Source organism: Streptomyces sp. NPDC054883 (assembly GCF_053610645.1).
Genome location: NZ_JBSGYT010000007.1, coordinates 65,651 through 92,434 on the forward strand (window position 1 = coordinate 65,651; position 26,784 = coordinate 92,434).

Genomic DNA, 26,784 nt, shown 5'->3' on the forward strand with positions numbered 1-26,784 from the left:
CGGTCAGCGGCTTGTCAACCGGGCTTTCGGCCGATCATCTCTCTTTGTGTCCCCGACCGGTGAATCAGCCGGCCGGGCGCACTTCGGCACTTCGCGGGAGGACGTGTGGGGGATCCCGTAGCGGGCGTGGGCCAGGCGGTACCCGTCGAGCTGTCGAGCTTCGTCGGCCGTCGCCGCGAACTGCTCCGCGCCGTCTCACTGCTCGCCAGCGAGCGCCTGGTCACCCTCACCGGACCGGCGGGCATCGGCAAGACCCGGCTCGCCGTGCGCGCGGTCCGCACCGTGACGGGCGCCGAGGGCCTGGACTCCGTCTGGGTGGACGTCTCGGCCCTGCCCGGCTTCCGCCGCGTGGTCCTGGAGCACCGGCTGATCCACGGGCTCGCGGGTCGGAAGGTGCTGCTGGTGCTCGACGGCTGCGAACAGCTCGGCGAGGCCGCCGCCCTCCTGGTGGAGAGCCTGCTGGCCTGGCTGCCCGGGGTGCGCGTGCTGGTCACCTCGCAGCGCCGGCTCGCTCTCCCCGGGGAGGCGGAACTCGCCGTACCGCCCCTGTCGTTGCCGCCCCCGCCGCCGGATCCCGCCGCACCGCTCCCGATGGCCGGCATCGCCGGGTTCGCGGCCGTGCGGCTGTACGAGGAGCGGGCCCGCGGCGCCGACCCCTCCTTCGAGCTGACCGACCGCAACGCCGCCGCGGTCGCCGCCCTGTGCCGGGCCCTCGACGGGATCCCCGGCGCGCTGGAGCTCGCGGCGGGGCGCGCCCACCAGTACGCGCCGCTCCAGGCGCTGCGCCGGCTGACCGCCGAGCCGCTGGCCTTCCTCGCGGGCGGCGCCGGCCGGGCCACCCTGGTCGACGCCGAGCGCACCCTGCGGCTCGCCCCGCCCGCCGAACGGCTGCTGTGGGAGCGGCTCTCCGTCTTCGCCGGCCCCTTCGACGCGGAAGCCGTCGCCGAGGTCTGCGGCTTCGGGGACCTCACCCCGCGCACCGCCGCCCGGGCGCTCGCCCGGCTGGCTCCCGCCCTGCTGGCCGACGGCACGGACCCCGGCCGGTACCGGCTCCCGCTGTCGGTACGGGTGTGCGCCGCCCGGCGCCTCGCGCACAGCCCCGACGGGGACGGACACACCGCCGCGCTGCGCCACCACGCGCGCTGGCGCGCCCTCGCCGGACGGGCGGCCGCGCTCTGGCGGGAGGGAGCCCAGGCGCAGGCGCGCGAGCTGGCCCTGCGGGAGCTCGCGGAGCTGCGGGCCGCGATGAACCCGCTGGCCGCCGCGGGGCCGGGGGCCGCCCTGGAGACCGCCGTCGACCTGTGGTTCCTGTGGTCGGCCTGCGGGCTGGTGGAGGAGGGCCGGCGCCATCTGGAGCGGGCCCTGGCCCTGCACCCGGCGCCCCGGCCGGCCCGGGCGCTGTGGCTGGCGGCCTGGCTGGTGGCGGGCTTCGGGGAGGCGGAAACCTCCGATCCGCTCCTCGTGGAGGCCTGGAGCACCGCCGTACAGGAGGGCGAGGACGCCTGCCTCGCCTACCTCGCCCACGTACGCGGCACGGTGGCGCTGTGGCAGGAGCGGTACGAGGACGCCGCCGCCGAGTACCGCGAGGCGCTGGAACTGCTGCCCCCGCAGCCCGGGTTCGGGCCCGGCCGGGGTGCGCTGCGGGCCGCCCGGTCGCTGGCCCTCGCCCACACCGGGCCGCCGGACCCGCCCCCGCAGGAGGACGGACCCGGCGCGGCCGCGGACCCGTGGGCCCGCTCCTGGGAGCAGTACGCCCGGGCGGTCGTCGAGTCGGGCGCGGGGCGCCCGGTGCGGGCCCGTGCCGAACTGCTGCGCGCGCTGCGGACCCAGCTCGCCCTGGACGACCGGCTGGGCCAGTCCTTCTCGGCCGAGCTGCTGGCCGAACTGGAAGCGGCCGGGGGCCGTTACGAACGCTCCGCGCTGCTGCTGGGAGCGGTGGCCCGCACCCGCCCCGCGGTCGCGTGCCCGCCCCGCGCCCTGCGGATCCTGCGCGAGCGGATGACCCCGCAGGCCCTGCGGGCCGCGTACGCGCAGGGCGCACGCACGGCGCTGCGCGCGCTGCTGCCGGAACTGTGAGCCCCCGTCCGCACTGTCGTACTCCTTGCCGAACGCGTGCGGCGAACTGATCCTGAGGCCCGGTCACATGGTGCACGCGGACGCCCCGAGGGCGTCCTGGAGCAGACAGGTGGTACCGCCGATGGCACAGGCACCGCAGTTGTGGATGCGCACCGAGACACGGCCCACCGAACGCCGCGCCCCCCTCACCCCGCCCGACGCCGAACAGCTCGTCCGACAAGGCGTACGGATCACCGTGGAGGACTCCGCCCACCGGGTCTTCCCGCTCGCCGACTACGCCGACGCGGGCTGCCGCACCGCTCCCGCCGGTGCCTGGGCCGGCTCCGCACCCGGCTCCGCGTTCATCCTCGGCCTGAAGGAACTCCCGCCCGCCCCGGAGCGTTTACGGCACCGGCACGTGTACTTCGGGCACGCCTACAAGGGCCAGGCGGAAGCCCGCGCGCTGCTGCGTCGGTTCGCCGCGGGCGGCGGGACCCTGCTCGACCTGGAGTACCTGGCCGACGCACAGGGGCGCAGGCTGGCGGCCTTCGGCTACTGGGCCGGGTACGCGGGCGCCGCGCTGGCCGTCCTGCACGCCCGGGGCCGGCTCGTCGCCCCGCTGGTCCCCCTCCCGCGCGAGGAACTCGACGCGCGATTGCGGGCTTCGCGGGCCGTCGCCACCCCGGCCGGGGAGCTGCGGGCCCTCGTCATCGGGGGCCACGGCCGCAGCGCCCGGGGTGCCTGTGACGCCCTTTCGACGGCCGGGGTACGGGTGACCCGGTGGGACCGGAGCGACACCGCCCGGCTGGACCGGGCCGCCCTGCTCGGGCACGACGTCCTGGTCAACGCCGTGCTCACCACCCGCCCCGTACCGCCGTTCCTGACCCCGGCCGACCTGGACCCGGACCGCGAACGGCGGCTCACGGTGATCGCCGACATCACCTGTGACACCGGCTCGCCGCTGCACCTGCTGCCCGTCTACGACCGGCTCACGGACTGGGCGGTCCCGGTCCGCAGGTTGCGCGCCGGACCCCGCCCGCTGGACGTGATCGCCATCGACAACCTGCCGTCCCTGGTGCCCGCGGAGGCGGCCCGCTCCTTCTCGGCGGACCTGCTCCCGAAGCTGCTGGCCCTGGGCACGGGCACGCCGGACCCGGACTGGCTGCGCTGCCGGGCGGCCTTCACCCGGGCCCTGGCGGGAGTCAGCCGCTCCGCCGGTCGGCGAAGCCGACGGACAGGTACGGCCATGCCGTGACGAGCCGGGCCAGCTCGGTGACCGTGGCCCCGTCCGCTGCCCGCAAGTCCGCCCGGCCGGGGCGGAAGTGCACGACCGTGCCGGTCGTCCCGTCACCGGCGAGCGGGGTCAGGCCGGTGGCGGGTACGCCGTGCTCGTACCGCTGCGTCCAGGCCCCCTCCGCCCGGCGGTTGGTGTGCAGGAGCCACTCGCTGAGGGCGGCCACGACCGACATGCCCCGGCGCGGCTGCCCGTCCGGCAGCAGCTGCGCTCCGGGGTGGTCGAAGAACCGCAGGTCCTTCGTCGCCATGACCGGCTTCTTCACGGGGCGTCCGGCGGCGTCGAGCCGGGTGTCGGTGCCCCGCCCGTCGTCCGCGACGGACACCGAGCCGTCGGCGTGGAACGTGACGGCGCACCGCCCGCCGTCGCCCCGCGCCCCGGCCTCGTCGGCCGCGTACGCGATGACCTCCAGGAGCAGGTGGCGCAACCCGCCGGGAGCGAAACCGGCCGGATCACTGCGGATCTGCGCGAGGTGCGCGGTGTCCACCGTGGCAGCCCAGTCGTGTGTCGTGTTGCGCCAAGCGGCCGTTGTCCCGTCCATGGCACCAGTATCCCCACCCGGACCCGGACTTGTACCCGGGTCGGGACCACCCGTCCTGCCCGTTCGGGACGCGGGAGCTCAGGAGGCGGGGCTCAGGTACATGCCGCCCTGGTCGCCGCCGGGGGTGTTCTTGCAGCCGGAGGCGGAGGTCGCGGGCTGGGCCACGGCCAGGGCGAGGCAGCGCCCGACGGCCAGCTGGCCGAAGTAGTTCGGGTGCATGGATTCCTGGACCAGGCCCTGGGACTCGTTGTTGTCGATCCAGCGGGCCCACTCGCTCGTCTTCGCCGACGCCGGCACCGTCGAGCTCACCTGCTTGCTGGCCTGCGCGCACACCTCGCGTCCCTGGAGCATGTCCCGCAGGTCCAGGAACTGCACGCCCTTGGCCGCGGCGACCGCCTTGATGCCGTTCGCGAGCTGCGGCACGAGCGAGTCCCGCGCCCAGTCGGAGTCCCGGTTCCAGAACGGACAGCCGCCGCTGTTGAGCCGGCTCCAGTCGCTCTGGGTGTAGCGGTTCTCCGCGCCGCGCGGGATCGGCGACGGGTAGGACTGGAGGACGATCCGGTAGGAGGAGTCCGGGTACCCGGCGCCGCGCATCACGGCCCGGATCTCGTCGACCGACTTGCCGACCTTGGCCATGACCCCGTTGATCTTCTGGTCCACGGCCGCCTGCTGGTCGTCGTAGCAGTAGGAGTTCCAGAGGACGAAGTCGTAGGCGCACTCCTTGATGATGTCGGCGAAGCCGAGGTCGTTGCCGCCGATGGACAGCGCGATCACCTTGACGTCGTCGGCCGCGGCCACCGCCGCGAGCTGATCCGCCTGCGGCGCCTCGCCCTTGAAGGGGACGCCGCCGTTGGAGGCCCGGAACACGTTGTCCGAGACGGCCCCGGAGCAGGCAAGGTTCACGGCGACGTCGGCCACGGCGCCCGCGCTCAGCACCTCGGCCGCGTCCGAGCGGTCGCAGCCGCCGGCGGTGGTCCCGTATACCTTCGACGGGTCGTACGTACTGTTGCTGACCCAGGCCCGGTCGGTGCCGGTACGACTGCCGCTGTTGGTGAGGCTGTTGCCCTTCCAGCGGCCGGCCTCACCCGAGATGTAGCTGTCGCCCATGGACACGACGGCCGTGGGCCCGTTGCCGGGACTGGCCGCGGCCGGGCCGGCGCCGCCGCCCACCAGCGCCGTTACGGCGAGCGGCAGGACCATTGCGGCGCCGGCCAGTCGTCGCACGCGACTGCGGGGCCGGTCCTTGCTGACGTTGCGGAATCCGATCACTGCGGAACTCCTGCGGTCGGCCACGCGAAAGGCCAGGACAACTGGCGTCGCATGGCTGGGAAGTGGGGGTTACCGCCGGCGCCGGTGGCATCGGAAAGGTGACACGCGGCCGGATGTTACCGCTAGGTACACGCAGATTACGATGACGTAACGACCGACCAATCGGTCGGGAATCGAGCCCGCCGCGAGCCGGACACGGCTCCGCCCCCGGCGCGTTGGGGCGACGGGGGCGGAGCCGGTGCGTTCGGCTGCTGTGCGTTTCAGCCGAAGTGCGGGGAGGTCAGCCGATCAGCTGCTCGTACGCGGGCAGGGTGAGGAAGTCCGCGTAGTCGGCGTCGAGGGCGACCTGGAGCAGGAGGTCGTGGGCCTGCTGCCACTTGCCGGCCGCGAAGGCCTCTTCGCCGACCTCGGCGCGGACCGCGGCCAGTTCCTCGGCGGCGAGCTCACGGGTCAGCTCGGCGGTGGCCGGGACCAGTGCGCCGTCGTGCTCGAACACCACGCCCGCGTTGATCCACTGCCAGATCTGCGAGCGCGAGATCTCGGCGGTGGCCGCGTCCTCCATCAGGCCGAAGATGCCGACGGCGCCGAGGCCCCGCAGCCATGCCTCGATGTAACGGATGCCCACCTGGACGGCGTTGCGCAGGCCGTCGTACGTCGGCTTCGCGTCCAGCGAGTCGATCGCGATCAGGTCGCCCGGGGCCACCGAGACGTCCTCGCGCAGCCGGTCCTTCTGGTTCGGCTTCTCGCCGAGCACCGCGTCGAAGGAGGCCGTCGCGATCGGGACGAGGTCGGGGTGGGCGACCCAGGAGCCGTCGAAGCCGTCGGCCGCCTCGCGGTCCTTGTCGGCCCGAACCTTCTCGAACGCGATCCGGTTGACCTCCGCGTCCTTGCGGGACGGGATGAAGGCCGCCATGCCGCCGATGGCGTGTGCGCCGCGCTTGTGGCAGGTGCGGACGAGGAGTTCGGTGTACGCCCGCATGAACGGGGCGGTCATCGTCACCGCGTTGCGGTCCGGCAGGACGAACTTCTCGCCGCCGTCACGGAAGTTCTTCACGATCGAGAAGAGGTAGTCCCAGCGCCCCGCGTTCAGGCCCGCGGCGTGGTCGCGCAGCTCGTAGAGGATCTCCTCCATCTCGTACGCGGCCGTGATGGTCTCGATCAGCACGGTCGCGCGGACGGTGCCCTGCGGGATGCCGACGTAGTCCTGGGCGAAGACGAAGATGTCGTTCCAGAGGCGCGCCTCCAGGTGCGACTCCGTCTTCGGCAGGTAGAAGTACGGGCCCTTGCCGAGGTCGATCAGGCGCTGCGCGTTGTGGAAGAAGTACAGGCCGAAGTCCACGAGGGAACCGGAGGCCGGGCCGCCGTCGATGCTGAGGTGGCGCTCCTCCAGGTGCCAGCCGCGCGGCCGCATCACGACGGTGGCGAGCTGTTCGGCCGGCTTGAGGGCGTACGACTTGCCCGTGCGCGGGTCGGTGAAGTCGATGCGCCGCTCGTAGGCGTCGATCAGGTTGAGCTGGCCGAGGACGACGTTCTCCCAGGTGGGAGCCGAGGCGTCCTCGAAGTCGGCGAGCCAGACCTTGGCGCCCGAGTTGAGGGCGTTGATGGTCATCTTGCGGTCCGTCGGACCGGTGATCTCCACGCGGCGGTCGTTCAGCGCGGCCGGCGCGGGCGCCACCTTCCAGTCGCCCTCGCGGACCTGTGCGGTGTCCGGGAGGAAGTCGAGGCTGGAGGTGCGGGCGATCTCGGAGCGCCGTTCGGCGCGCCGGGCGAGCAGCTCGGCGCGGCGGGGGGCGAACCGCCGGTGCAGCTCGGCCACGAAGGCCAGGGCCGCTTCGGTGAGGACTTCGTCCTGCCGGGGCAGGGGCTCGGCGTCGACGATGGCCAGCGGGGACGGCGCTGGTGCGGACATGTGTGTCACTCCTTCAGCGGCGGTGCCTGGCGGCCGCGGGGGAATGCTCGCGCGAGACGGCACGCAGTGTCGTCGGGTGTGGAGAGTTCCGCAATACGGTCGCGGGCGCCGTCTGTGGGTTCAGGGCGCTTCTGACCAGTGGATAGTAATTTCCTCATGGTGGAAGTTCAATGGTTTGTTGATGTCGAGATTCTCCTGGTCGACATATTCCGCCGATCGGTGGCCCTCAGTGCCATGGCGGTCACCCGGCGCACAAGCGGGCCTCACCCCAGCCGCGCGAGATCGGGCGGGGTGTCGATGTCGAACGCCTCGGCGATGTCCGCGCACTCCACCAGCGTGAGTTCGGCCGCGTGCTCCCGCAGGTGCACCCGCGCGCCCTGGTCGCCGGTCGCCGTCTTCTCGATGTCGCTCCAGCGGGCGGACCCGAACAGCACCGGATGGCCGCGTTCGCCGTCGTAGGACGCGGCCACCAGACTGGCGGGGGAGCGGTACGCCGCCAGGACCCGGGCCACCGCGTCCGCGCCGATCCCCGGCTGGTCCACCAGCGACACCAGGGCCGCCGCGGCGCCGGTGCCCGCCAGTGAGCGCAGGCCGAGCCGCAGCGAGGAACCCATGCCCTGGGCCCAGTCCGGGTTGTCCACGACGACGCAGCCCGCCAGGTCCGCGCGCTCGCGGACCTCCGCCGCCGACGCGCCGAGCACCACGTGCACCGGGCCGCAGCCCGCCCGGCGCAGCACCCGCACCGCGTTCTCGACGAGCGGGCGGCCGCGGTAGGGCAGCAGCGCCTTGGGGCGCCCGCCCAGGCGACGGCCGCCGCCCGCCGCGAGGAGCAGGCCGGCGATCACCGGGCGGTCGGCGCCGGACCGGGCGGGAGGTGGGGTGCTGGCTGGCATGACAGCGATTCTCGCTCCTGCGCGGAGCCGCGCGGCCGCCCCGGCGCGAACCGGCTCCGCGCGAACCGGCCCAGCGCGCGCAGGGAAGCCCGCCCGGCGGCGAACCGCAGGGGCTGCGAGATCCGCCGCTCGACGGCGGCCACCAGGGCGCGCTCGCCACGGTCGGTCAGCATCCCGGTCTCGCGGATGGTCGACGTCACCGGCGTCTCCTTGCCAATCGGGGGCCAATAAGGCGAGTGTGGTCCTCGATTGGCCTGGCAGGCAGAGCCAATCGGGGGAGGTTGGCATGGCATACGGGCGAATCGTCCAGACCGCGGACAGAACCATCGGCAGCCGCCAACTCGCGGCGCTGCTGCCCCCCGGGCTGCTGGCCCGGCCCGGCTACCGCGCGCTCGCCGACGCCGTGCGCACCCTGATCCTCGACGGCCGGATCGCCCTGCACGTCCGGCTGCCCGCCGAACGCGAACTCGCCGAGGCGGTCGGCGCGAGCCGGGCCACCGTCACCGGCGCCTACGACCTGCTGCGCGAGAGCGGCTACGCCCTCAGCCGCCGCGGCTCCGGCACCTGGACCGACCTCCCCGAGGGGCACCGGCCGGTCGGCGCCCACGCGCTCCTCGGCGCCGGTGGCCGCCTCCCCGGCGAGGACGACCCCGGCACGGACCTCGCCATCGCCGCCATGGGCGCACCCGAAGGAGCCCTCACCGAGGCGCTGGCCTGGGCCGCGTCCAAGCTGCCCGAAGCGGCCCGCACCCCCGGTTACCACCCGTTCGGACTGCCCGCCCTGCGGACGGCCGTGGCGGACCGGTTCACCCGGCGCGGGCTGCCGACCCGCCCGGAGCAGATCCTGGTGACGGCCGGCGCCCAGCAGGCCTTCACGCTGCTGGTGAGCCTGCTGTGCCGGCCCGGGGACCGGGTCGTCACTGAGAGCCCCACGTACGCCAACGCGCTCGACGCACTGCGCCACGCCCGGTTGCGCACCGGGTCGATCGCGGTGTCCGACGCGGGCTGGGACATGGAGATCGCCGAATCCACGCTGCGCCAGACCGTCCCGAGGCTGGCCTACGTGATCCCGGACTTCCACAACCCAACGGGTGCGCTGATGCCGCCGGAGCAGCGGCTGCGGCTGCTGGCGGCCACCCGGCGGACCGGCACCTGGCTGGTGGTGGACGAGACCATCGCCGACATCGCGCTGGACGTACCGGCCCCCGCGCCACTGGCCTCGCTGGCGGCGCCCGGGGGAGCCGACCACGTGGTGACCATCGGCTCGCTGAGCAAGACGTACTGGGGCGGGCTGCGGGTCGGCTGGGTCCGTGCCACCGCCAAGATGGTCACCGAGCTGGCCACGGTCCGGGCCGCGGCCGACATGACCGGCTCCGTACTGGACCAGCTGGTCGCCCTGCCGCTGCTGGAGCAACTGGAGCGCGCCCTGCCGGAGCGGATCGCCGAGCTGCGCGTACGGCGCGAGGCCCTGGTGCGCGCGCTCCAGCGGCACACCCCCGAGTGGACGTGGCAGCTGCCGCCGGGCGGCCTCTCCCTCTGGGTGGACCTCGGCGAGCCGGTCAGCTCCGCGCTGTCGGAACGGGCCGCCGCCGCCGGCGTCCACATCGGGCGCGGCGCCCGCTTCGGCGTGGACCCGGGTACCTTCGAACACCGGCTGCGGATCCCGTACACCCTGCCCGCCGACCGGCTGGACCAGGCCGTCCGCCGCCTCGCGGCCGCCTTCCACGACGGCGTCCCGCTCACCCCGGCGGTGCAGCGCCCGCACTGGGTCGCGTAGGACCGCCTACCGGGTGCGGATCAGGCGGCGGGTGGCGGCCGCGGCCACCGCCGCCGTCCGGGAGTCGACGCCGAGCTTCGCGTAGACGTGGACCAGGTGGGACTTGACCGTGGCCTGGCTGAGGAACAGCTCCTTCGAGATCTGCTGGTTCGACAGCCCGTCCGCGACCAGCTGGAGCACCTCCAGCTCCCGCTTCGTCAGCGCCTGCGCCGGCGTCCGCATCCGGTCCATCAGCCGCAGCGCCACCGCCGGGGCCAGCGCGGACTGGCCGGCCGCCGCGGTACGGACCGCCGCCGCCAGCTCCTCCGGCGGGGCGTCCTTGAGCAGATAGCCCGAGGCCCCCGCCTCCACCGCCGCCAGGATGTCGGCATCCGTGTCGTACGTGGTCAGCACCAGCACCCGCGGGGCCCCCGGGCGCGCCGTGATCAGGGCCGTCGCAGCCGAGCCGTGCATCCCGGCCCCGAACTGGAGGTCCATCAGCACCACGTCCACCGCCGCCGAGGCGGCCAGCTCCACCGCCCGCTCCGCCGTCGCCGCCTCCGCCGCCACCGCGAAGTCGGGCTCGGCCTCCAGTACGGCCCGCAGCCCCGCCCGTACCACCGGGTGGTCGTCGGCCAGCAGCAGCCGGATCGTCATCAGGGGACCTCCACGGGCAGGGGCAGGGTGACGGCCACGGCGGTGCCCTGGCCAGGGGCGGACTCCACGGTGAAGAGCCCGCCCAGCGTCTCGGCGCGCGAGCGCATCGCGGGCAGGCCGAAGCCGCCCTCGCCCGAAGGCGCCGAGCCGGGGTCGAAGCCGTGGCCGTCGTCGACGACGTCCAGCGTGACCGAGGCGTCCATGAAGGTGAGGGTGATCTCGGCGCGCCCCGCCCGCGCGTGCCGCACCACGTTGGCCAGCGCCGACTGGGCGATCCGCAGCAGCGCCACCTCGTACGGGGTGGGCAGCGCCCGGGGCGCGCCGCTCAGCGAGAACCGCACCCGCGGCCCCGGCGCGGCCGAGCACAGCCGCTCCAGCGCTGCGGCGAGGGACCCGTGCTCCAGGTCGGGCGGGGTCAGGGCCCGTACGAACCGGCGGGCCTCGGCGAGGTTCTCCTGGGCGGCCTCCCGGGCCCGGCCGATGTGTTCCAGTGCCGCGGCGTCCGGCGGGAGCGAGCGTTCCGCGGCCCGCAGCAGCAACTGGATGGACGACAGCCCCTGGGCCAGGGTGTCGTGGATCTCCCGCGCGAGCCGTTCCCGCTCCGCGAGGATCCCCGCGCTCCGCTCGGCGGCGACCAGCTCGGCCCGGGTCGCCATCAGCTCCTCGATCAGCTGCCGCCGGCGCTCGCTCTCGCGGTACAGCGCCTGGTAGCCCAGTACGGTCGCCACCGCCACGGCGCCGCCCAGCAGCGGCCCCAGGAACGCGCCCGGCGGCACCGCGCTGCCGTCCGCCAGGGCGCCGTGCGCGAGGAAACCGCCGATCGCGGCGCAGGCCGTCACCGCGACGGCGGTGACCCCCCAGCGCAGTCGCAGCAGGTGCAGTTCCAGGAAGTAGAGCGGGAACGCGATCCACAGCCCGTCCGGGGAGACCACGAGCAGCGCCGCCCAGGCGCAGCCCAGCGCCGCCAGCCACACCGCCCCGGCCCTTGGTGACCGGCGGACCGCGGGGGTCAGCACCCCGGCCGCGTAGAGCGCGGCGAGCACCGCGCAGACGGCCACCACCCACCCGGCGCGGGGCACGGCATCCGTGACGGCCCGGCCGGCCGCCAGGGCGAGCAGCCCGAAGAACAGCGCGTGCAGGCACAGGCGCAGTACGCGGGACACGGGCGTGAGGGGCCGGGAGGCGGCGGAGCGGGGGCGCAAAGACATGGCCTGACCAGCGTAAGCGCCGCCCGACGGGGCCCGGTCAACCGAAAGTTTGATGTCGGGCTCCTTCCTTCGATACCGGGAACCGAACCCCGGCGCGATGCCCCGGGCGCCCGGCCGGCACCAGGGTGGGGAGCATGTTCGTCGCATGGAGAGATCTACGGTTCGCCAAGGGCCGCTTCGCCCTGATGGGGGCGGTGGTCCTGCTGATCACACTGCTGGTCGGCCTGCTGTCCGGGCTCACTTCCGGACTGGCCCGGGAGAACATCTCGGCCGTCACCGCTTTGCCCGCCACCCACCTTTCCTTCGCCGCGCCCGCCGGCGGCCAGAAGGTGTCCTTCACCAACTCGCAGCTGCCCGAGAGCGCCTGGCGGACCTGGCGGACCCGGTCCGGGGTCCGGATGGCGGAACCGCTCGCCGTCCGCACGGCCAACGCCGTCTCCGGGGAGCGCACCGCCGCCGTCTCCGCCTTCGGCGTCGATCCGGCCGGCCGGCTCGCACCCGCCGGCTCGCACCTGGCCCCGGGCCGGGTGGTCCTCACCGAGAAGGCCGCCGGGGAACTGGGCGGCCTGCGCCCCGGAGCCCGGCTGAGGGTCGGCCCGCTCGACCTGACGGTGGCCGCCGTGTCCGGCACCGCGGCGTTCAGCCACACCCCCGTGGTCTGGATGGACCTCGGCGACTGGCAACGCGTCGGGAACCAGGGCGCGGCCGCCGCCGTCGCCACCGTCATCGCCCTGGACGCCCCGGGCGCCGACCTCGGTGCCGGTGACGCGGCCGCCGGCACCAGGACCGAGACGGTCGACGGAGCGCTGGCCGCCATCGGCTCCTACACCTCGGAGAACGGCTCGCTCCAGCTGATGCGCGGCTTCCTCTTCGCCATCTCGGCGCTCGTCATCGGCGCCTTCTTCACGGTGTGGACGATCCAGCGCAGCGGCGACATCGCCGTGCTGAAAGCGCTGGGGGCCTCCACCGGGTACCTGCTCCGGGACGCCCTCGGGCAGGCCGTGGTCATGCTGGCGGCCGGCACCGGACTCGGCACGGCGCTCGCGGCCGGCGCCGGCGCGCTGATCAGCGGCGGCGACGTGCCCTTCGTACTCGACGCGGCCACCGTCCTCGTCCCCGCCGTGGTCATGATCGCGCTCGGCGCGCTGGGCGCGGCCCTGTCCATCCGGCGGATCACCGCCGTCGACCCGCTGACCGCCCTCGGGAGCGCCCGATGACCCTGCACGTGCACGACGTCACCCTCACCTATCCCGACGGCGACGGCCGGCTCACCGCACTGGACGGCGTCTGCCTGGACGTACCCGGCGGCAGCCTCACCGCCGTGATCGGGCCCTCCGGGTCCGGCAAGTCCAGCCTGCTCGCCGTCGCCGCCACCCTCGTCACCCCGGACTCGGGGCGGGTGGTCGTCGGGGGGCGGGACACGGCGGGTCTCAGCGCGGCCGAGAAGTCGGCGCTGCGCCGCGAGGAGATCGGGATCGTCTTCCAGCAGCCCAATCTGCCGGCCTCCCTGACCGCCGCCGAGCAGCTCCAGGTGATGGCGCACCTCTCGGGCCGCCCGGCCAGGCGGCTGCGCGGACGCGCGCTGGAGCTGCTGGACGCGGTGGGCCTGGCCGACAAGGCCGACAAGCGCCCGCACCAGCTCTCCGGGGGCCAGCGGCAGCGGGTCAACATCGCCCGCGCGCTGATGAACGAGCCCTCCGTACTGCTGGTCGACGAGCCCACCAGCGCACTGGACCACGAGCGCGGCGCGGCCGTGCTCGACCTCCTGGTCACGTTGACCCGCGAGCGCTCCGCGGCCACCGTGCTGGTCACCCACGACCACGCCCACCTGGAGCGGATGGACGGCACGGCGCGGATGTCCGACGGCCGGCTCACGCCGGCGCCCGCGGCCCCCTGAGCCGTGCGAAAGCCCCGGTCACCGCCCTTGCGGGAGGGCCGGGGCTCTCGTACGTGGCGACTACGCGGGGCTCTGGCTCTGCAGGGCCACCGACAGCTCGGCCGCGACGCCCTGGAGGATCGGCACGATCGACCCGGTCAGCGCCTCCGTCACCCGGCCCGCCGGGCCCGAGATGGAGATCGCCGCAGCGGTCGGGGAGTTCGGCACCGACACGGCCAGGCAGCGGACCCCTATCTCCTGCTCGTTGTCGTCGACCGCGTAGCCGGCCTTGCGGACCTGCTCCAGGGCCTCCAGGAAGCCCTCGGGCGTGGTGATGGTCTTCTCGGTCGCGGCCGGCATCCCGGTGCGCGCCAGCAGGGCCCGGACCTCGTCGGCCGGGGTGTACGCGAGCAGTGCCTTGCCCACGCCGGTGGAGTGCGGCAGCACCCGGCGGCCGACCTCGGTGAACATGCGCATGGAGTGCTTGGACGGCACCTGGGCGACGTAGACGATCTCGTCCCCGTCGAGCAGGGCCATGTTCGCCGTCTCCCCGGTCTCCTCGACGAGGCGGGCGAGGTAGGGGCGGGCCCAGGTGCCGAGCAGCCGGGCCGCCGACTCGCCGAGCCGGATCAGCCGGGGGCCGAGGGAGTAGCGCCGGTTGGGCTGCTGGCGGACGTATCCGCACGCCACGAGGGTGCGCATGAGGCGGTGGATGGTCGGCAGCGGCAGACCACTGGCGGCGGAGAGCTCGCTGAGGCCGACTTCGCCCCCCGCGTCGGCCATGCGTTCGAGCAGGTCGAAGGCGCGCTCCAGGGACTGGACGCCACCGCCGCCGGCGGTGGGCTTGGCGGAAGCGTCGGTGGTGCTGGCGCTGGACGTCGGCACGGGCGCGGTCCTTTCGGTGCTGGCAGGCAAGGAAGCAGCCTACCGGTCGGTCGGCCTCGGCCCTAGAGCCGGGCGACGCCTTCCCCGCCGGTCAGAGGCGGTTTGTCCGGGAGACGGACACCGCTGTGAAGTTACCGGGCGCCCCTCCATGGTGATAGCTACATTCTGTATAGTGAAATCCTAATTCCATCTTGTGGAAACGTCCAAGTCGGTCAAGAGGGGTGTCCACGGTCCGTCCGGACACTCTTGACTGGCCTGGGATCGCGGTGAAGACTCCGTCAACAGAACGTTGAATTTCGCTCTGTGGAAGTAGATGGGGAGGTTCCGGCGTGTCCGACGACGTGGAACTGGTACTGCGCTCGACTCGCGTCATCACCCCCGGGGGGACGCGGGCCGCTTCGGTAGCCGTCGCCGCCGGGAAGATCGTCGCCGTACTGCCGCACGAGGCCGAAGTACCGGCCGGCGCCCGGCTGGCGGACTTCGGCGACGACGTCCTGCTCCCCGGCCTGGTGGACACCCACGTCCACGTGAACGACCCCGGCCGCACCGAGTGGGAGGGCTTCTGGACGGCCACCCGCGCCGCCGCGGCCGGCGGCATCACCACGATCCTCGACATGCCGCTGAACTCCCTGCCGCCGACCACCACCGTCGACCACCTGCGCGTCAAGCAGGACGTCGCCCGCAGCAAGGCGCACGTCGACGTCGGCTTCTGGGGCGGCGCGCTGCCCGACAACGTGAAGGACCTGCGCCCCCTGCACGACGCGGGCGTCTACGGCTTCAAGTGCTTCCTGTCGCCCTCCGGCGTGGACGAGTTCCCCCAGCTCGACCAGGAGCAGCTGGCCACCTCCCTCGCCGAGATCACCGGCTTCGGCGGCCTGATGATCGTGCACGCCGAGGACCCGCACCACCTGGAGTCCGCGCCGCAGAAGAGCGGCCCCAAGTACGCGGACTTCCTCGCCTCCCGTCCGCGCGACGCCGAGAACACCGCGATCGAGAACCTCATCGCCCAGGCGCGGCGGCTGAACGCGCGCGTCCACGTCCTGCACCTGTCCTCCTCCGACGCGCTGCCGCTGATCGCCGCCGCCAAGGCCGAGGGCGTCCGGATCACCGTCGAGTCCTGCCCGCACTACCTCACCCTCACCGCCGAGGAAGTGCCCGACGGCGCCAGCGAGTTCAAGTGCTGCCCGCCCATCCGCGAGGCCGCCAACCAGGACCTGCTGTGGGACGCGCTGGCCGACGGCACCATCGACTGCATCGTCTCCGACCACTCCCCCTCCACCGCGGACCTCAAGACCGGCGACTTCGCCACCGCGTGGGGCGGCATCTCCTCCCTCCAGCTGGGCCTCCCGGCGATCTGGACCGAGGCGCGCAGGCGCGGCCGCACCCTCGAAGAGGTCGTGCGCTGGATGTCCACCGCGCCGGCCGCCCTGGCCGGACTGGACGCCAAGGGCGCCATCGAGGCCGGCCGCGACGCCGACTTCGCGGTCCTGGCACCCGAAGAGACCTTCACCGTGGACCCGGCCCACCTGCACCACCGCAACCAGGTCACGGCCTACGCGGGCAAGACCCTGCACGGCGTGGTGAAGTCCACCTGGCTGCGCGGCACGCAGATCGCCGACCACGGCACCCCGACCGGGCCCACGGGCCGACTTCTCGAAAGGCAGAACTGACTGTGACGGCGACTGCATCCTTCACCGGCAACGCGAACCCGTACGGAGGCGGCGACCCGTACGCGGACTACCGCACCGCGGACTTCCCGTTCACCCAGTACGCGAACCTCGCCGCGCGTGCGCTCGGCGCCGGTGTCATCGCCGCCAACGACGAGTTCTTCGCCGAGCGCGAGAACCTGCTCATCGAGGAGCCCGCGCACTTCGACCCGGAGCACTTCGGGCACAAGGGCAAGGTCATGGACGGCTGGGAGACCCGCCGCCGCCGCGGCGTCTCGGCCGAGCACCCCTGGCCGACCGCCGAGGACCACGACTACGCCCTGATCCGCCTCGGCGCCCCCGGCGTCATCCGCGGCATCGTCGTCGACACCGCCCACTTCCGCGGCAACATGCCGCAGGCCGTCTCCGTACAGGCCACCGCCGTCGAGGGCTCCCCGACCGCGGCGGAGCTGCTCTCCGACGACGTCAAGTGGACGACCCTCGTGGAGCGCACCCCCGTCGGCGGTCACGCCGCCAACGGCTTCGAGATCAACGTCGAGCAGCGCTTCACGCACCTGCGCCTGAACCAGCACCCGGACGGCGGCGTGGCCCGCCTGCGCGTCTACGGCGAGGTCCGCCCCGACCCGAAGTGGCTCGCCGCGCTCGGCACGTTCGACGTCGTCGCCCTGGAGAACGGCGGCTCGGTCCAGGACGCGTCCAACCGCTTCTACTCCCCGCCGACCAACACCATCAACCCGGGCCGCTCCCGCAAGATGGACGACGGCTGGGAGACCGCCCGCCGCCGCGACAACGGCAACGACTGGATCCGCTACCAGCTGGTCGCCGACTCCGAGATCCGCGCCGTCGAGATCGACACCGCCTACCTCAAGGGCAACGCGGCCGGCTGGGCCTCGCTGTCCGTCAAGTCCGGCGAGGAGGGCGAGTGGACGGAGTTCCTGCCGCGCACCCGCCTCCAGCCCGACACCAACCACCGCTTCGTGCTGGACACCCCGGCGGTCGGCACGCACGTGCGGATCGACATCTTCCCGGACGGCGGCTTCTCCCGCCTGCGCCTGTTCGGCTCGCTGACGGAGGCCGGCGCGGCCGCGCACGCCGGCCGCCACCAGGAGCTCGGCGGCTGACGCCGACCCGCTCCCGACACACCGCGGACCGCCCCGGGGGCCGACACCCCCGGGGCTCGCCCCTGCCCGGAGGCTTCCCGTCCCGAGGACACCGCCCGGCTACCGGGCGGCGAAACGCCCCCGCGGATCGCCGTGGAGGCGCCCCGCCGGGAGCCGCCGGCCGTACGCGAGCAGCAGCAGGTCCTGCGCGGCGCCGGACAGCGGCGCCCCGGTGCCGAAGGACCAGTCGAGGTCCGTGGCCCGCAACTCGGTGCCGCGCAGGTCGGCGCCGAAGAACCTGAGGGTGCGGGCGTCGACGGCCGCCAGCAGGATGCGCAGCCGGTCCTCGGGCACCCGGCGGCCGAGGCCCAGCGCGACCGTGATGTCCAGACCGTGCACCACGTCGTGGCCCAAGGCCGACACGTACCCGCCCACCGGCGGCGTCCAGGGGTGCTCCGCGTTCTCCCGCAGCATCGCGGCGAGCCCGCTCGTGGAATGCGCGGCCGCGTCCTCGCGCGCGCACCGGTCGGTCATCCGGTGCCCTGGTCCCAACGCCGGGGAAGGAGACCGCGGCGGCCCTCGGGGTGCGCACGCGCGAGATCACCGGGCCGGCGCTGCGGGCCCGGGTCGCCCTCGCCTGGCGCACGGACGGCCCCGCCGGGCCCGCGGCGGGGGAGTTCCTGCGCGTGCTCCGCGCGGCACTCTCCCGCGCGCCGCAGCGATGAGTCACGGGCGGCCCGGGAGTCTGAACGGTGCAGACCCACCGGACGGAACAAGGAGCGCGGAGCCATGGGAAAGCTGACCCTCACCACCTTCCTCACCCTCGACGGCGTGATGCAGGCCCCCGGGGCGCCCGAGGAGGACCCCAGCGACGGCTTCCGCTACGGCGGCTGGCTCGTGCCCTTCGCCGACGAAGGGATGGGCGAGTTCGTGACGGAGCTGTTCGGCCGGGCCGGAGCGTTCCTCCTCGGCCGCCGCACCTACGAGATCTTCGCGAGCCACTGGCCGCGCCACGACGACCCGGCGGACCCGGTCGCGAGCCGGCTCAACCACCTGCCGAAGTACGTCGCCTCCACCACGCTGCGCGAACCGCGCTGGGAGCACACCACCGTCATCGACGGCGAACACCTCCAGGCCGAGGTCGTACGGGTCAAGGACAAGCTGGACGGGGAGTTCCAAGTGCACGGCAGCGGACGGCTGGCGCAGTGGCTGCTCGCGCGGGACCTGGTGGACGAACTGAACCTGCTGGTGTTCCCGGTGTTCCTCGGCGCGGGCCGCCGGCTGTTCCCGACCGGGAGCCTGCCGACCTCCTGCGCGCTGACCGGCCACCGCACCACCGGGAACGGCATCGCCATCCACACCTACCGGCCGACCGGCCGCGCCGCCTTCGGTTCCTTCGCGGACTGACCCGGCCCGCACCGCGGCCGGGCGGACACCACGTCGACCCGCGTGATCCGCTCCGGTACGGTGGGCCGGGTTCCGCGGGAGCCGCCGAAGTCTCCGCCCGTTTCCCGCCGCTGGAGACCCCGTGTCCGCACTCGCCGTCCCCGCTCCCGTCACCGCGCCCCGCCGGGCCTGGCCCACCGATCTGCCGGTGCTGCTGGTGGCCGTCGTCTGGGGCGGCAGCTACCTCGCCGCCAAGGGGATCACCTCCCCGAACACCGTGATCGCCGTGCTCGTGCTGCGGTTCGCGCTCGTGGTGCCGGTGCTCGCCCTCGCCGGGTGGCGGCGGCTCCGGGCGCTGACCGGGGCCCAACTGCGCGGCGCGGGCGCGCTGGGACTCGTACTCGGCGGGATCTTCCTGCTGGAGACCTACGGGGTCGTCCACACCTCCGCGACCAACGCCGGGCTGATCATCAGCCTGACCATGATCTTCACCCCGCTCGCCGAGGCCGCCGTGCGCCGCAGGCGCCCCTCCCGCGGCTTCCTCGGCGCCGCGGCCCTCTCCGTGGCCGGGGTGGTGCTGCTGACCCAGGGTGCCGGGTTCACCGCCCCGGGCGCCGGGGATCTGCTCATCCTCGGCGCCGCCCTCGCACGGACCGCGCACGTGCTGCTGATGGCCCGGATCAAGGCCGTCCAGGACGCCGACTCGCTGTCCCTGACCACCGTTCAGCTGACGAGCGCCGTCGCGGTCTTCGCCGTCCTGGCCGCGCTGCCCGGCAGCGGCGCCGGCCCGTGGGCCGCCGCCGCGGGGTTCGGGGCCGCCGAATGGGCCGGACTCGCCTTCCTGTCCGTGCTGTGCACCCTGTTCGCCTTCTTCGTGCAGATGTGGGCCGTACGCGCCACCTCCCCCTCCCGGGTCAGCCTGCTGCTGGGTACCGAGCCCCTGTGGGCGGCCGCCGCCGGGATCGCCCTGGGCGGCGACCGCCCTGGCCCGGCCGGTGTCGCCGGAGCCGCGCTGGTCCTCGCCGGCACCGCCTGGGGCCGGCGAGCCGGAAGCTGACCGAATGGCCGAAAGCCGCCCCACCCATGGTCAACTGCCGGTCTAGGGTGACCCCATGCCGATTCTGGACCTCAGTACGATCGCCGAAGACTTCGACGAAAACCCGTATCCGCACTACAGGCGACTGCGGGAGAGCGGCCCGGTCCACCGCGTCAAGGCGGCGGACGGGCAGCAGGTCTGGCTGATCGTCGGCCACGAGGAGGCCCGGCAGGCCCTCACCCACCCCGAGGTCTCCAAGAACTGGCTCGGCAGCGGCCTCTACAGCGACCGCGAGACGACCGAGGCCAGCGCCAACATGATGCGCTCGGACCCGCCCCACCACACCCGGCTGCGCAAACTGGTCGCCCCTTCCTTCGCCCCCGGCCGGATCGAGGCCCTGCGGCCGCGGATCGAACAGATCGTGGACGGACTGCTCGACACCATGGCCGCCCGCACCGATCGCCGCGCCGACCTGATCGAAGCCTTCGCGCAGCCCCTGCCGATGATCGTCATCTGCGAGATCCTCGGCGTCCCGGAGAGCGACCAGGACGCCTTCCGAGCCTGGACCGCGGAGATCGTCGCGCCCACCGGGGTGGAGTCCGAGGGTGCGGCCTGGCGGGACATGACGGCCTACGTGAGCGAGCTGACCGACGCCAAGCGCGCCGCCCCCGGCAGCGACCTGCTCAGCGCCTGGACGATGAGCCGCGAGGAGGGCGGCGACCGGCTCACCCGGCAGGAGCTGGTCGCGATGGCCCTGCTGATGATGCTCGGCGGCAACGAGACCGCCGTGCACCTGATCACCAACGGCATCCGGGCCCTGCTCGCCCATCCCGAGCAGTTCGCGGCCCTGCGGGCCGACCCGGACGGCCTGATCGACGGCGCGGTGGAGGAGATCCTGCGCTACGACGGCTCGGTGGAGACCGCCACCTTCCGCTTCGCCCGCTCGGACCTGGAGATCGGCGGCGCCCTCATCGAGGCCGGCTCGCCCGTACTCGTCTCCCTCGCCGGGGCCGACCGCGACCCCGCCCGCTTCGCCGAGCCCGACAGCTTCGACATCCGCCGCCCGGCGAAGGGGGGCGGGCACATCGCATTCGGCCACGGCATCCACCACTGCATCGGGGCGCCGCTGGCCCGGCTGGAGGGCCGGGTCGCGATCCGGGCGCTCGTGGAACGCCTCCCCGGCCTCGCGGAGGACCCGGACGGACCACTGGAGTGGATACCCGGCGCGATGGTCCGGGGCGTCCGGCGGTATCCGGTGCGCTGGTAGCGGCGGCGCCGAGATGTCCGGCGGATCACCCGGCCCGGCGCGGGGCACCCCGGGCCCGGACCGCCCGTCACAGGTCCGGCAGCTCCTCCAGCCGTACCGGGCGGCGCTCCCGGCGCGAACGCTCGCACGCCTCCGCGATCCGGAACGCGGCGAGCGCCTCCCGGCCGTCGCACGGGTTGGGGCCCTCGCCGCGCACCAGCCGTACGAAGGCCGCCAGCTCCGCCTCGTAGGCCGGGCCGAACCGCTCCAGGAACCCGGTCCACGGCTTGCTCGCCGGGGGCGGCCCGTGCGGCTCGGTCGAGGCGATGGGCGTGCGGTCGTCCAGTCCGGTGGAGACCTGGTCCAGCTCCCCGGCCAGCTCCATGCGCACGTCGTACCCGGCGCCGTTGCACCGGGTGCCGGAGCTGCTGACGAGGGTCCCGTCGTCCAGGGTGAGCAGGGCCGCGCCGGTATGGACGTCGCCGGCCTCCCGGAAGGCCGGCAGGCCCGCGTCCGAGCCGGTCGCGTACACCTCGGCCACCTCGCGCCCGGTCACCCAGCGGACCATGTCGAAGTCGTGCACCAGGCAATCCCGGTACAGGCCGCCGGAGGCCGGCAGGTAGTCGGCTGGCGGCGGCGCCGGATCGGCCGTGGTCGTCCGTACGCTGTGCAGCCGCCCCAGCGCGCCGGAACGGACGAGCGCCCGCGCGGCGGCGTAGCCCGCGTCGAACCGGCGCATGAAGCCCAGCTGCAGCACGCCCTGCGCCGCGCCGACCTCGCGCAGCACGTCCAGTGTCCGGTCCAGGCCGGGCGCGACGGGCTTCTCGCAGAACACCGGCAGCCCGCCGCGCACGGCCCGTACCACCAGCTCGGCGTGCCCCTGGGTGGAACACGACACGACCAGGGCGTCCACCCCCCAGGTGAAGACCTGGTCCACGCTCGGCGCGGCGGTGGCCCCGAGCCGGTCCGCCAGCCGTGCGGCCCGCCCGGGATCGGCGTCGGCCAGCAGCAGCGAGCCGGCGTCCGGGTGGCGGGCCAGGGCCGCCGCATGGAACGAGCCGATCCGGCCCGTTCCGATGATCCCGATGCGCATGCACTCAACGTGACCCCGTACAGGGGACCTGTCAATCTGCCCGGGAGTGCCCCGATGGGCTCCCATGGTCCACTGTGGCGGATACTGGGCGGCTGGAGCCGGAATGGACCGCTTTGACAACGATCGGCTGTGACGGCGACGAGATGCACGACGATGCGCTCGACGAGACGCACGACAAGGGAAAGGCGCGGCGACGTGGCTAGGGTTCGGACAGGGGTGCGCGTCGTGGGCGCGGTGCTCGCGGCGGTACTGGGAGCCTCCCTCGCGGGCTGCAGCAGCACGGGCGGCAAGCGCGCCGAGGAGCGGGCGAAGTCCGCTCAGGCGGGACGGCCCGCGGTGAACACCCCGCGCTGGACCTTCGCGATGATCACCCACGCGGGCGATGGCGACACCTTCTGGGACATCGTCCAGAAGGGCGCCAAGGAGGCCGCGGCGAAGGACAACATCAACTTCGTCTACGCCCACGACGACCAGGCGCAGCAGCAGGCCCAGTTCGTCCAGAACGCCATCGACCAGAAGGCGGACGGCATCATCGTCAGCCTCGCCAAGCCCGAGGCCCTCAAGGACGTCATCGCCAAGGCCGTCAAGGCCGGCATCCCGGTGCTGACCGTCAACTCCGGATCCGCCCAGTCCGCCGAGTACGGGGCGCTCACCCACATCGGCCAGGACGAGCAGATCGCGGGCGAGGCCGTCGGCGCCGAGCTGGCCAGGCGCGGCAAGAAGAAGGCCGTCTGCATCCTGCACGAGCAGGGCAACGTCGGCCACGAGCAGCGCTGCGCCGGTGCGAAGAAGACCTTCGGTGAGTCCGGCGGGGTCATGGAGAACCTGTACGTCGAGGGCACCAACATGCCCTCCGTGCAGGCGGCCGTCCAGGCCAAGCTCCAGGCGGACCCGTCCGTCGACTCGATCGTCACCCTCGGCGCCCCCTTCGCCCCCACCGCGATCAAGGCCAAGGACGCGGCGGGCAGCAAGGCCGAGGTGGACACCTTCGACCTCAACGAGTCCGTGGCGCGCGACCTGAAGTCCGGCGCCCTCGGCTTCGCCGTCGACCAGCAGCCCTACCTCCAGGGGTACGAGGCGGTCGACCTGCTGTGGCTCAACCGCTACAACGCCGACGTGCTCGGCGGCGGCCGCCCGGTGCTCACCGGCCCGCAGATCGTCACCGGCGCCGAGGCGGCCAAGCTGGAGCAGTACATCAAGCGGGGCACCCGATGAGCGCACCGGCCCTCGCCGACGAACGGCTCGCGCCCACCTCCCTGGTGCGCCGCCTCCTCGGCCGCCCCGAGCTGGGCGCGGTCGTCGGCGCCGCCGCCGTGTTCGTCTTCTTCTCCTTCGCCGCGGACAGCTTCCTGCGGGCCTCCAGCCTGAGCACGGTCCTGTACTCGGCCTCCACCATCGGGATCATGGCGGTCCCGGTGGCGCTGCTGATGATCGGCGGCGAGTTCGACCTCTCGGCCGGCGTCATGGTCACCACCTCGGCGCTGATCAGCTCGATGTTCAGCTACCAGATGACCGCCAACGTCTGGGTCGGCGTCCTGGTGTCCCTGCTGGTCACCCTGGCCATCGGCTTCTTCAACGGGTTCATGCTGACCCGGACGAAGCTGCCCAGCTTCATCATCACGCTGGGCACCTTCCTGATGCTGACCGGCCTGAACCTCGGCTTCACCAAGCTGATCAGCGGCTCGGTCTCCACCAAGAGCATTGCCGACATGGAGGGCTTCCGCTCCGCCCGGGCCCTGTTCGCCTCGCAGTGGAACGTCGGCTCGGTCACCTTGAAGGTCACCATCCTGTGGTGGCTGGCCCTGGTCGCCGTGGCCACCTGGATCCTGCTGCGCACCCGCGCCGGGAACTGGATCTTCGCGGTCGGCGGCGGGGCCGACGCCGCCCGTGCCACCGGCGTACCGGTCGTCAAGACCCGCATCGGCCTGTACATGGGGGTCGCCCTGTGCGCGTGGATCTCCGGGCAGCACATCCTCTTCTCCTTCGACGTCGTCCAGTCGGGCGAGGGCGTGGGCAACGAGTTCCTGTACATCATCGCGGCGGTCATCGGCGGCTGTCTGATGACCGGCGGCTACGGCTCCGCGATCGGCTCGGCCGTCGGCGCCTTCATCTTCGGCATGACCAGCAACGGCATCGTCTACGCCCAGTGGAACCCCGACTGGTTCAAGTTCTTCCTCGGCGCGATGCTCCTGCTCGCGACGCTGCTCAACGCATGGGTCCGCAAGCGGGCGGAGGCGAAGTGACCGTGAAGGACGCGACCGCTGTGACGGTGAACGAGGCGACCCCGCTGGTGCGGCTGGCCGACGTCAGCAAGTACTACGGCAACATCCGCGCCCTCCAGGGCGTCTCCCTGGAGGTCTCGGCCGGCGAGATCACCTGTGTGCTCGGCGACAACGGCGCCGGCAAGTCCACCCTCATCAAGATCATCGCAGGACTGCACCGGCACGACGGCGGCAGCTTCGAGATCGAGGGCGAGGAAACCGTACTCGCCAACCCGCGCGCCGCCCTGGACCGCGGCATCGCCACCGTCTACCAGGACCTCGCCGTCGTCCCGCTCATGCCGGTCTGGCGGAACTTCTTTCTCGGCTCCGAGCCCACCCGCGGCCGGGGGCCGCTGCGCCGCCTCGACGTGGCCCTGATGCGCGAGACCACCCGCGCGGAGCTGCTGCGCATGGGCATCGACCTGCGGGACGTGGACCAGCCGATCGGCACCCTGTCCGGCGGCGAGCGCCAGTGCGTGGCCATCGCCCGGGCCGTCTACTTCGGGGCGAAGGTCCTCGTCCTGGACGAGCCCACCGCGGCGCTCGGCGTCAAGCAGTCCGGAGTCGTGCTCAAGTACGTCGCCGCGGCCCGTGACGCGGGCCTCGGCGTGGTCCTGATCACCCACAACCCGCACCACGCCCACCTCGTCGGGGACCGCTTCGTGCTCCTGAAGCGGGGCGCCATGGCGGGCAGCCACACCCGCGACTCGATCACGCTGGACCAGCTCACCCGGCAGATGGCGGGCGGCTCCGAGCTGGACGAGCTGAGCCACGAGCTGGAGCGGGTGGCAGAATCAGGTCCTGACCGCCCGTCCGGCACCACCCGCACAAGGGACGACACGACTCGATGAGCACGTACCGGGACTTCACGCTCGCCCACCGGGGGTCGGCGCGGGGCACCGTCCTGCGGACCGTCGGGACCCGTGAGCGCCGGTCGCTGCTGACCGCCCCGCGCGTCCCGACCGTCGGCATCGACATCGGCGGCACCAAGGTGATGGCCGGCGTCGTCGACGCCGACGGCGTCATCCTGGAGAAGATCCGCGCCGAGACGCCGGACAAGTCCAAGAGCCCCAAGGTCGTCGAGGACACCATCGTCGAACTGGTGCTGGACCTCTCCGACCGGCACGACGTGCACGCCGTGGGCATCGGCGCGGCCGGCTGGGTCGACGCGGACCGCTCCCGCGTGCTCTTCGCCCCCCACCTCGCCTGGCGCGACGAGCCGCTGCGCGACGCCCTCCAGTCACGCCTCGCGGTGCCGGTCATGGTCGACAACGATGCCAACACCGCCGCCTGGGCCGAGTGGCGCTTCGGCGCCGGCCGGGGCGAGGACCACCTGGTCATGATCACGCTCGGTACCGGCATCGGCGGCGCCATCCTCGAAGGCGGCCAGGTCAAGCGCGGCCGCTACGGGGTGGCCGGCGAGTTCGGCCACATGCAGGTCGTGCCCGGCGGCCACCGCTGCCCCTGTGGCAACCGCGGCTGCTGGGAGCAGTACAGCTCCGGCAACGCCCTGGTCCGCGAGGCGCGCGAGCTGGCCGCCGCCGACTCCCCGGTCGCGTACAACATCATCGCCAAGGTCGGCGGCAACGTCCAGGAGATCACCGGGCCGCTCATCACCGAGCTGGCCCGCGAGGGCGACGCCATGTGCGTCGAGCTCCTCCAGGACATCGGCCAGTGGCTGGGCGTGGGCATCGCCAACCTCGCCGCCGCCCTCGACCCGTCCTGCTTCGTCATCGGCGGCGGCGTCAGCGCCGCCGACGACCTGCTGATCGGCCCCGCCCGCGACGCCTTCCGGCGCCACCTCACCGGCCGCGGCTACCGCCCCGAGGCCCGGATCGCCAAGGCCGAGCTCGGCCCCGAGGCCGGCATGGTCGGCGCCGCCGACCTCGCCCGGCTCGTCGCCCGCCGCTTCCGCCGGGCCACGCGCCGGCGCGTCGAGCGGTACGAGCGCTACGCGCGGCTCGGCCTGCGCGACACCGCCGGTCGGACGGGCCCCGAGAAGCAGGACGGGCAGCCGTGAACCCGCCGCCCCTGCTGCCGCGGCAGGCCTCCGCCCCGGACGAGGGCGGCGCGCCCGGGTCCCCGGCCGAGGACCGCCGGCACGTGGTCCGGCGCCGCTGGATCACCGCGATCATCATCCTGCTCCTCGTCGGCGTCCCGGCGGGCTACCTCGCCGTCTCGGCCCAGCAGAGCCGCGAGAGCGGCCGCGACAAGGCCGCCAAGGTCGGCGCCGTCAAGGTGCGCAAGGCCTGGCCGTCCGCCGTGCAGCGCAGCATCTACGAGGTCCCGATCCCGATGATGGCCACCCTCGTCGGCTTCCTGGAGACCAACAACTGGCACACCAGCCGGCTCTACACCCAGTTCGCGGTGACCCCGCAGGAGCTCGACACCTTCCTGGCCGACGTCGGCACCGGCAAGGACGCGCTGACGCCGGGGGTGTCCATCTCCGCGCACGACGCGAAGGTCGCCGGCTGGAGCTGGAGCCCCAAGCACAACTGGTACGGGATCACCCTCGACGCCAAGGACCCCCGCCCCACCCGGGACATCACCGTGGACTTCACCAACCCCTCCTACCCCAGGGTGTACGTCGTCTCCACGGCGGTTCCGTAGACCGTTCCGCAGCCCGGTGCGGCGGCCCGCCGGGCGATAGCC

General features: G+C 73.6%; 26 protein-coding genes. 16 read left to right on the top strand and 10 right to left on the bottom strand.

Annotated features, from left to right (window positions below; genetic code table 11):
• Positions 1–105: 105 nt before the first annotated feature.
• A complete protein-coding gene (locus tag ACWGH1_RS07910) occupies positions 106–2,076 on the top strand; it encodes an ATP-binding protein (protein ID WP_453355320.1) in 1,971 nt (656 codons plus the stop codon).
• A gap of 121 nt (positions 2,077–2,197) precedes the next feature.
• Positions 2,198–3,310, top strand: a complete 1,113-nt coding sequence (locus ACWGH1_RS07915; protein ID WP_453355319.1) for a saccharopine dehydrogenase — start codon at positions 2,198–2,200, stop codon at positions 3,308–3,310.
• Here ACWGH1_RS07915 and ACWGH1_RS07920 read toward each other — a convergent pair.
• The 5 genes from ACWGH1_RS07920 to ACWGH1_RS07940 all read right to left on the bottom strand — a co-directional run bounded on the left by ACWGH1_RS07920 (position 3,258) and on the right by ACWGH1_RS07940 (position 8,161).
• Complete coding sequence (locus tag ACWGH1_RS07920) at positions 3,258–3,890, bottom strand: ATP-binding protein (RefSeq protein ID WP_453355318.1); 633 nt, start codon at positions 3,888–3,890, stop codon at positions 3,258–3,260. The genes ACWGH1_RS07915 and ACWGH1_RS07920 overlap by 53 nt on opposite strands.
• A gap of 78 nt (positions 3,891–3,968) precedes the next feature.
• Positions 3,969–5,159 carry a GDSL-type esterase/lipase family protein gene (locus tag ACWGH1_RS07925; RefSeq protein WP_453355317.1) on the bottom strand — a complete coding sequence of 397 codons (1,191 nt, stop codon included), beginning with the start codon at positions 5,157–5,159 and terminating at the stop codon, positions 3,969–3,971.
• A 280-nt stretch (positions 5,160–5,439) separates the two neighbouring features.
• A complete protein-coding gene (gene aceB / locus ACWGH1_RS07930; RefSeq protein WP_453356337.1) occupies positions 5,440–7,068 on the bottom strand; it encodes a malate synthase A in 1,629 nt (542 codons plus the stop codon).
• Between the two features lie 263 nt (positions 7,069–7,331).
• Positions 7,332–7,961 carry a nucleotidyltransferase family protein gene (locus ACWGH1_RS07935; RefSeq protein ID WP_453356338.1) on the bottom strand — a complete coding sequence of 210 codons (630 nt, stop codon included), beginning with the start codon at positions 7,959–7,961 and terminating at the stop codon, positions 7,332–7,334.
• On the bottom strand, positions 7,910–8,161 hold the full coding sequence (locus ACWGH1_RS07940; protein ID WP_453356339.1) for a hypothetical protein: 252 nt from the start codon (positions 8,159–8,161) through the stop codon (positions 7,910–7,912). The genes ACWGH1_RS07935 and ACWGH1_RS07940 overlap by 52 nt, the downstream gene beginning before the upstream one ends.
• Before the next feature lie 86 nt (positions 8,162–8,247).
• Here ACWGH1_RS07940 and yczR point away from each other — a divergent pair, with 86 nt between their 5' ends.
• Entirely contained in the window at positions 8,248–9,738 is a 1,491-nt protein-coding gene (yczR, locus tag ACWGH1_RS07945; protein ID WP_453356340.1) for a MocR-like transcription factor YczR, read from the top strand.
• Between the two features lie 6 nt (positions 9,739–9,744).
• Here yczR and ACWGH1_RS07950 read toward each other — a convergent pair whose 3' ends face one another.
• The gene (locus ACWGH1_RS07950; protein ID WP_453408522.1) at positions 9,745–10,374 is read right to left on the bottom strand and encodes a response regulator; all 630 of its coding nucleotides are present in this window, start codon (positions 10,372–10,374) and stop codon (positions 9,745–9,747) included.
• A complete protein-coding gene (locus tag ACWGH1_RS07955; protein WP_453354927.1) occupies positions 10,374–11,582 on the bottom strand; it encodes a sensor histidine kinase in 1,209 nt (402 codons plus the stop codon). Before ACWGH1_RS07955 ends, ACWGH1_RS07950 begins: the two co-directional genes overlap by 1 nt.
• Before the next feature lie 134 nt (positions 11,583–11,716).
• Here ACWGH1_RS07955 and ACWGH1_RS07960 point away from each other — a divergent pair, with 134 nt between their 5' ends.
• Both ACWGH1_RS07960 and ACWGH1_RS07965 read left to right on the top strand, forming a co-directional pair.
• On the top strand, positions 11,717–12,799 hold the full coding sequence (locus tag ACWGH1_RS07960) for an ABC transporter permease (RefSeq protein ID WP_453354928.1): 1,083 nt from the start codon (positions 11,717–11,719) through the stop codon (positions 12,797–12,799).
• Positions 12,796–13,479 carry an ABC transporter ATP-binding protein gene (locus tag ACWGH1_RS07965; protein ID WP_453354929.1) on the top strand — a complete coding sequence of 228 codons (684 nt, stop codon included), beginning with the start codon at positions 12,796–12,798 and terminating at the stop codon, positions 13,477–13,479. Before ACWGH1_RS07960 ends, ACWGH1_RS07965 begins: the two co-directional genes overlap by 4 nt.
• Before the next feature lie 60 nt (positions 13,480–13,539).
• On the opposite strand, the gene ACWGH1_RS07970 is transcribed toward ACWGH1_RS07965, so the two are convergent.
• Positions 13,540–14,343: an IclR family transcriptional regulator gene (locus ACWGH1_RS07970; RefSeq protein WP_453354930.1), complete on the bottom strand. Its 804-nt coding sequence runs from the start codon at positions 14,341–14,343 to the stop codon at positions 13,540–13,542.
• A 329-nt stretch (positions 14,344–14,672) separates the two neighbouring features.
• On the opposite strand from ACWGH1_RS07970, the gene allB reads away from it, so the two are divergent.
• Positions 14,673–16,013 carry an allantoinase AllB gene (gene allB, locus ACWGH1_RS07975; RefSeq protein ID WP_453354931.1) on the top strand — a complete coding sequence of 447 codons (1,341 nt, stop codon included), beginning with the start codon at positions 14,673–14,675 and terminating at the stop codon, positions 16,011–16,013.
• A gap of 2 nt (positions 16,014–16,015) precedes the next feature.
• On the top strand, positions 16,016–17,131 hold the full coding sequence (gene alc / locus ACWGH1_RS07980) for an allantoicase (RefSeq protein WP_453354932.1): 1,116 nt from the start codon (positions 16,016–16,018) through the stop codon (positions 17,129–17,131).
• Positions 17,132–17,230: 99 nt separating this feature from the next.
• Here alc and ACWGH1_RS07985 read toward each other — a convergent pair whose 3' ends face one another.
• The gene (locus tag ACWGH1_RS07985) at positions 17,231–17,662 is read right to left on the bottom strand and encodes a hypothetical protein (protein WP_453354408.1); all 432 of its coding nucleotides are present in this window, start codon (positions 17,660–17,662) and stop codon (positions 17,231–17,233) included.
• Between the two features lie 32 nt (positions 17,663–17,694).
• On the opposite strand from ACWGH1_RS07985, the gene ACWGH1_RS07990 reads away from it, so the two are divergent.
• The 4 genes from ACWGH1_RS07990 (at position 17,695) to ACWGH1_RS08005 (ending at position 20,799) form a co-directional block, all read left to right on the top strand.
• Positions 17,695–17,835, top strand: coding sequence for a hypothetical protein (locus ACWGH1_RS07990; protein WP_453354409.1), 141 nt, complete (start codon positions 17,695–17,697; stop codon positions 17,833–17,835).
• Positions 17,836–17,899: 64 nt separating this feature from the next.
• Positions 17,900–18,517, top strand: a complete 618-nt coding sequence (locus ACWGH1_RS07995; RefSeq protein ID WP_453354410.1) for a dihydrofolate reductase family protein — start codon at positions 17,900–17,902, stop codon at positions 18,515–18,517.
• 121 nt (positions 18,518–18,638) lie between these two features.
• Positions 18,639–19,553 carry a DMT family transporter gene (locus ACWGH1_RS08000; RefSeq protein ID WP_453408523.1) on the top strand — a complete coding sequence of 305 codons (915 nt, stop codon included), beginning with the start codon at positions 18,639–18,641 and terminating at the stop codon, positions 19,551–19,553.
• A 55-nt stretch (positions 19,554–19,608) separates the two neighbouring features.
• Entirely contained in the window at positions 19,609–20,799 is a 1,191-nt protein-coding gene (locus ACWGH1_RS08005; protein ID WP_453354412.1) for a cytochrome P450 family protein, read from the top strand.
• 67 nt (positions 20,800–20,866) lie between these two features.
• Here ACWGH1_RS08005 and ACWGH1_RS08010 read toward each other — a convergent pair whose 3' ends face one another.
• The gene (locus tag ACWGH1_RS08010) at positions 20,867–21,871 is read right to left on the bottom strand and encodes a Gfo/Idh/MocA family protein (protein WP_453354413.1); all 1,005 of its coding nucleotides are present in this window, start codon (positions 21,869–21,871) and stop codon (positions 20,867–20,869) included.
• A gap of 195 nt (positions 21,872–22,066) precedes the next feature.
• Between ACWGH1_RS08010 and ACWGH1_RS08015 the strand changes: the two genes are divergently transcribed.
• Genes ACWGH1_RS08015 through ACWGH1_RS08035 form a run of 5 tightly spaced genes read left to right on the top strand, consistent with a single transcriptional unit; the run spans position 22,067 to position 26,742 of the window.
• Positions 22,067–23,086, top strand: coding sequence for a sugar ABC transporter substrate-binding protein (locus tag ACWGH1_RS08015; RefSeq protein ID WP_453408524.1), 1,020 nt, complete (start codon positions 22,067–22,069; stop codon positions 23,084–23,086).
• Complete coding sequence (locus tag ACWGH1_RS08020; RefSeq protein ID WP_453354415.1) at positions 23,083–24,114, top strand: ABC transporter permease; 1,032 nt, start codon at positions 23,083–23,085, stop codon at positions 24,112–24,114. The genes ACWGH1_RS08015 and ACWGH1_RS08020 overlap by 4 nt, the downstream gene beginning before the upstream one ends.
• Positions 24,084–24,983 (top strand): ATP-binding cassette domain-containing protein, encoded by a 900-nt coding sequence (locus tag ACWGH1_RS08025; RefSeq protein WP_453354416.1) that lies wholly within the window; start codon positions 24,084–24,086, stop codon positions 24,981–24,983. The genes ACWGH1_RS08020 and ACWGH1_RS08025 overlap by 31 nt, the downstream gene beginning before the upstream one ends.
• Complete coding sequence (locus ACWGH1_RS08030; protein WP_453408525.1) at positions 24,980–26,152, top strand: ROK family glucokinase; 1,173 nt, start codon at positions 24,980–24,982, stop codon at positions 26,150–26,152. Before ACWGH1_RS08025 ends, ACWGH1_RS08030 begins: the two co-directional genes overlap by 4 nt.
• The gene (locus tag ACWGH1_RS08035) at positions 26,149–26,742 is read left to right on the top strand and encodes a hypothetical protein (RefSeq protein ID WP_453408526.1); all 594 of its coding nucleotides are present in this window, start codon (positions 26,149–26,151) and stop codon (positions 26,740–26,742) included. The genes ACWGH1_RS08030 and ACWGH1_RS08035 overlap by 4 nt, the downstream gene beginning before the upstream one ends.
• The last annotated feature ends 42 nt before the right edge of the window (positions 26,743–26,784 follow it).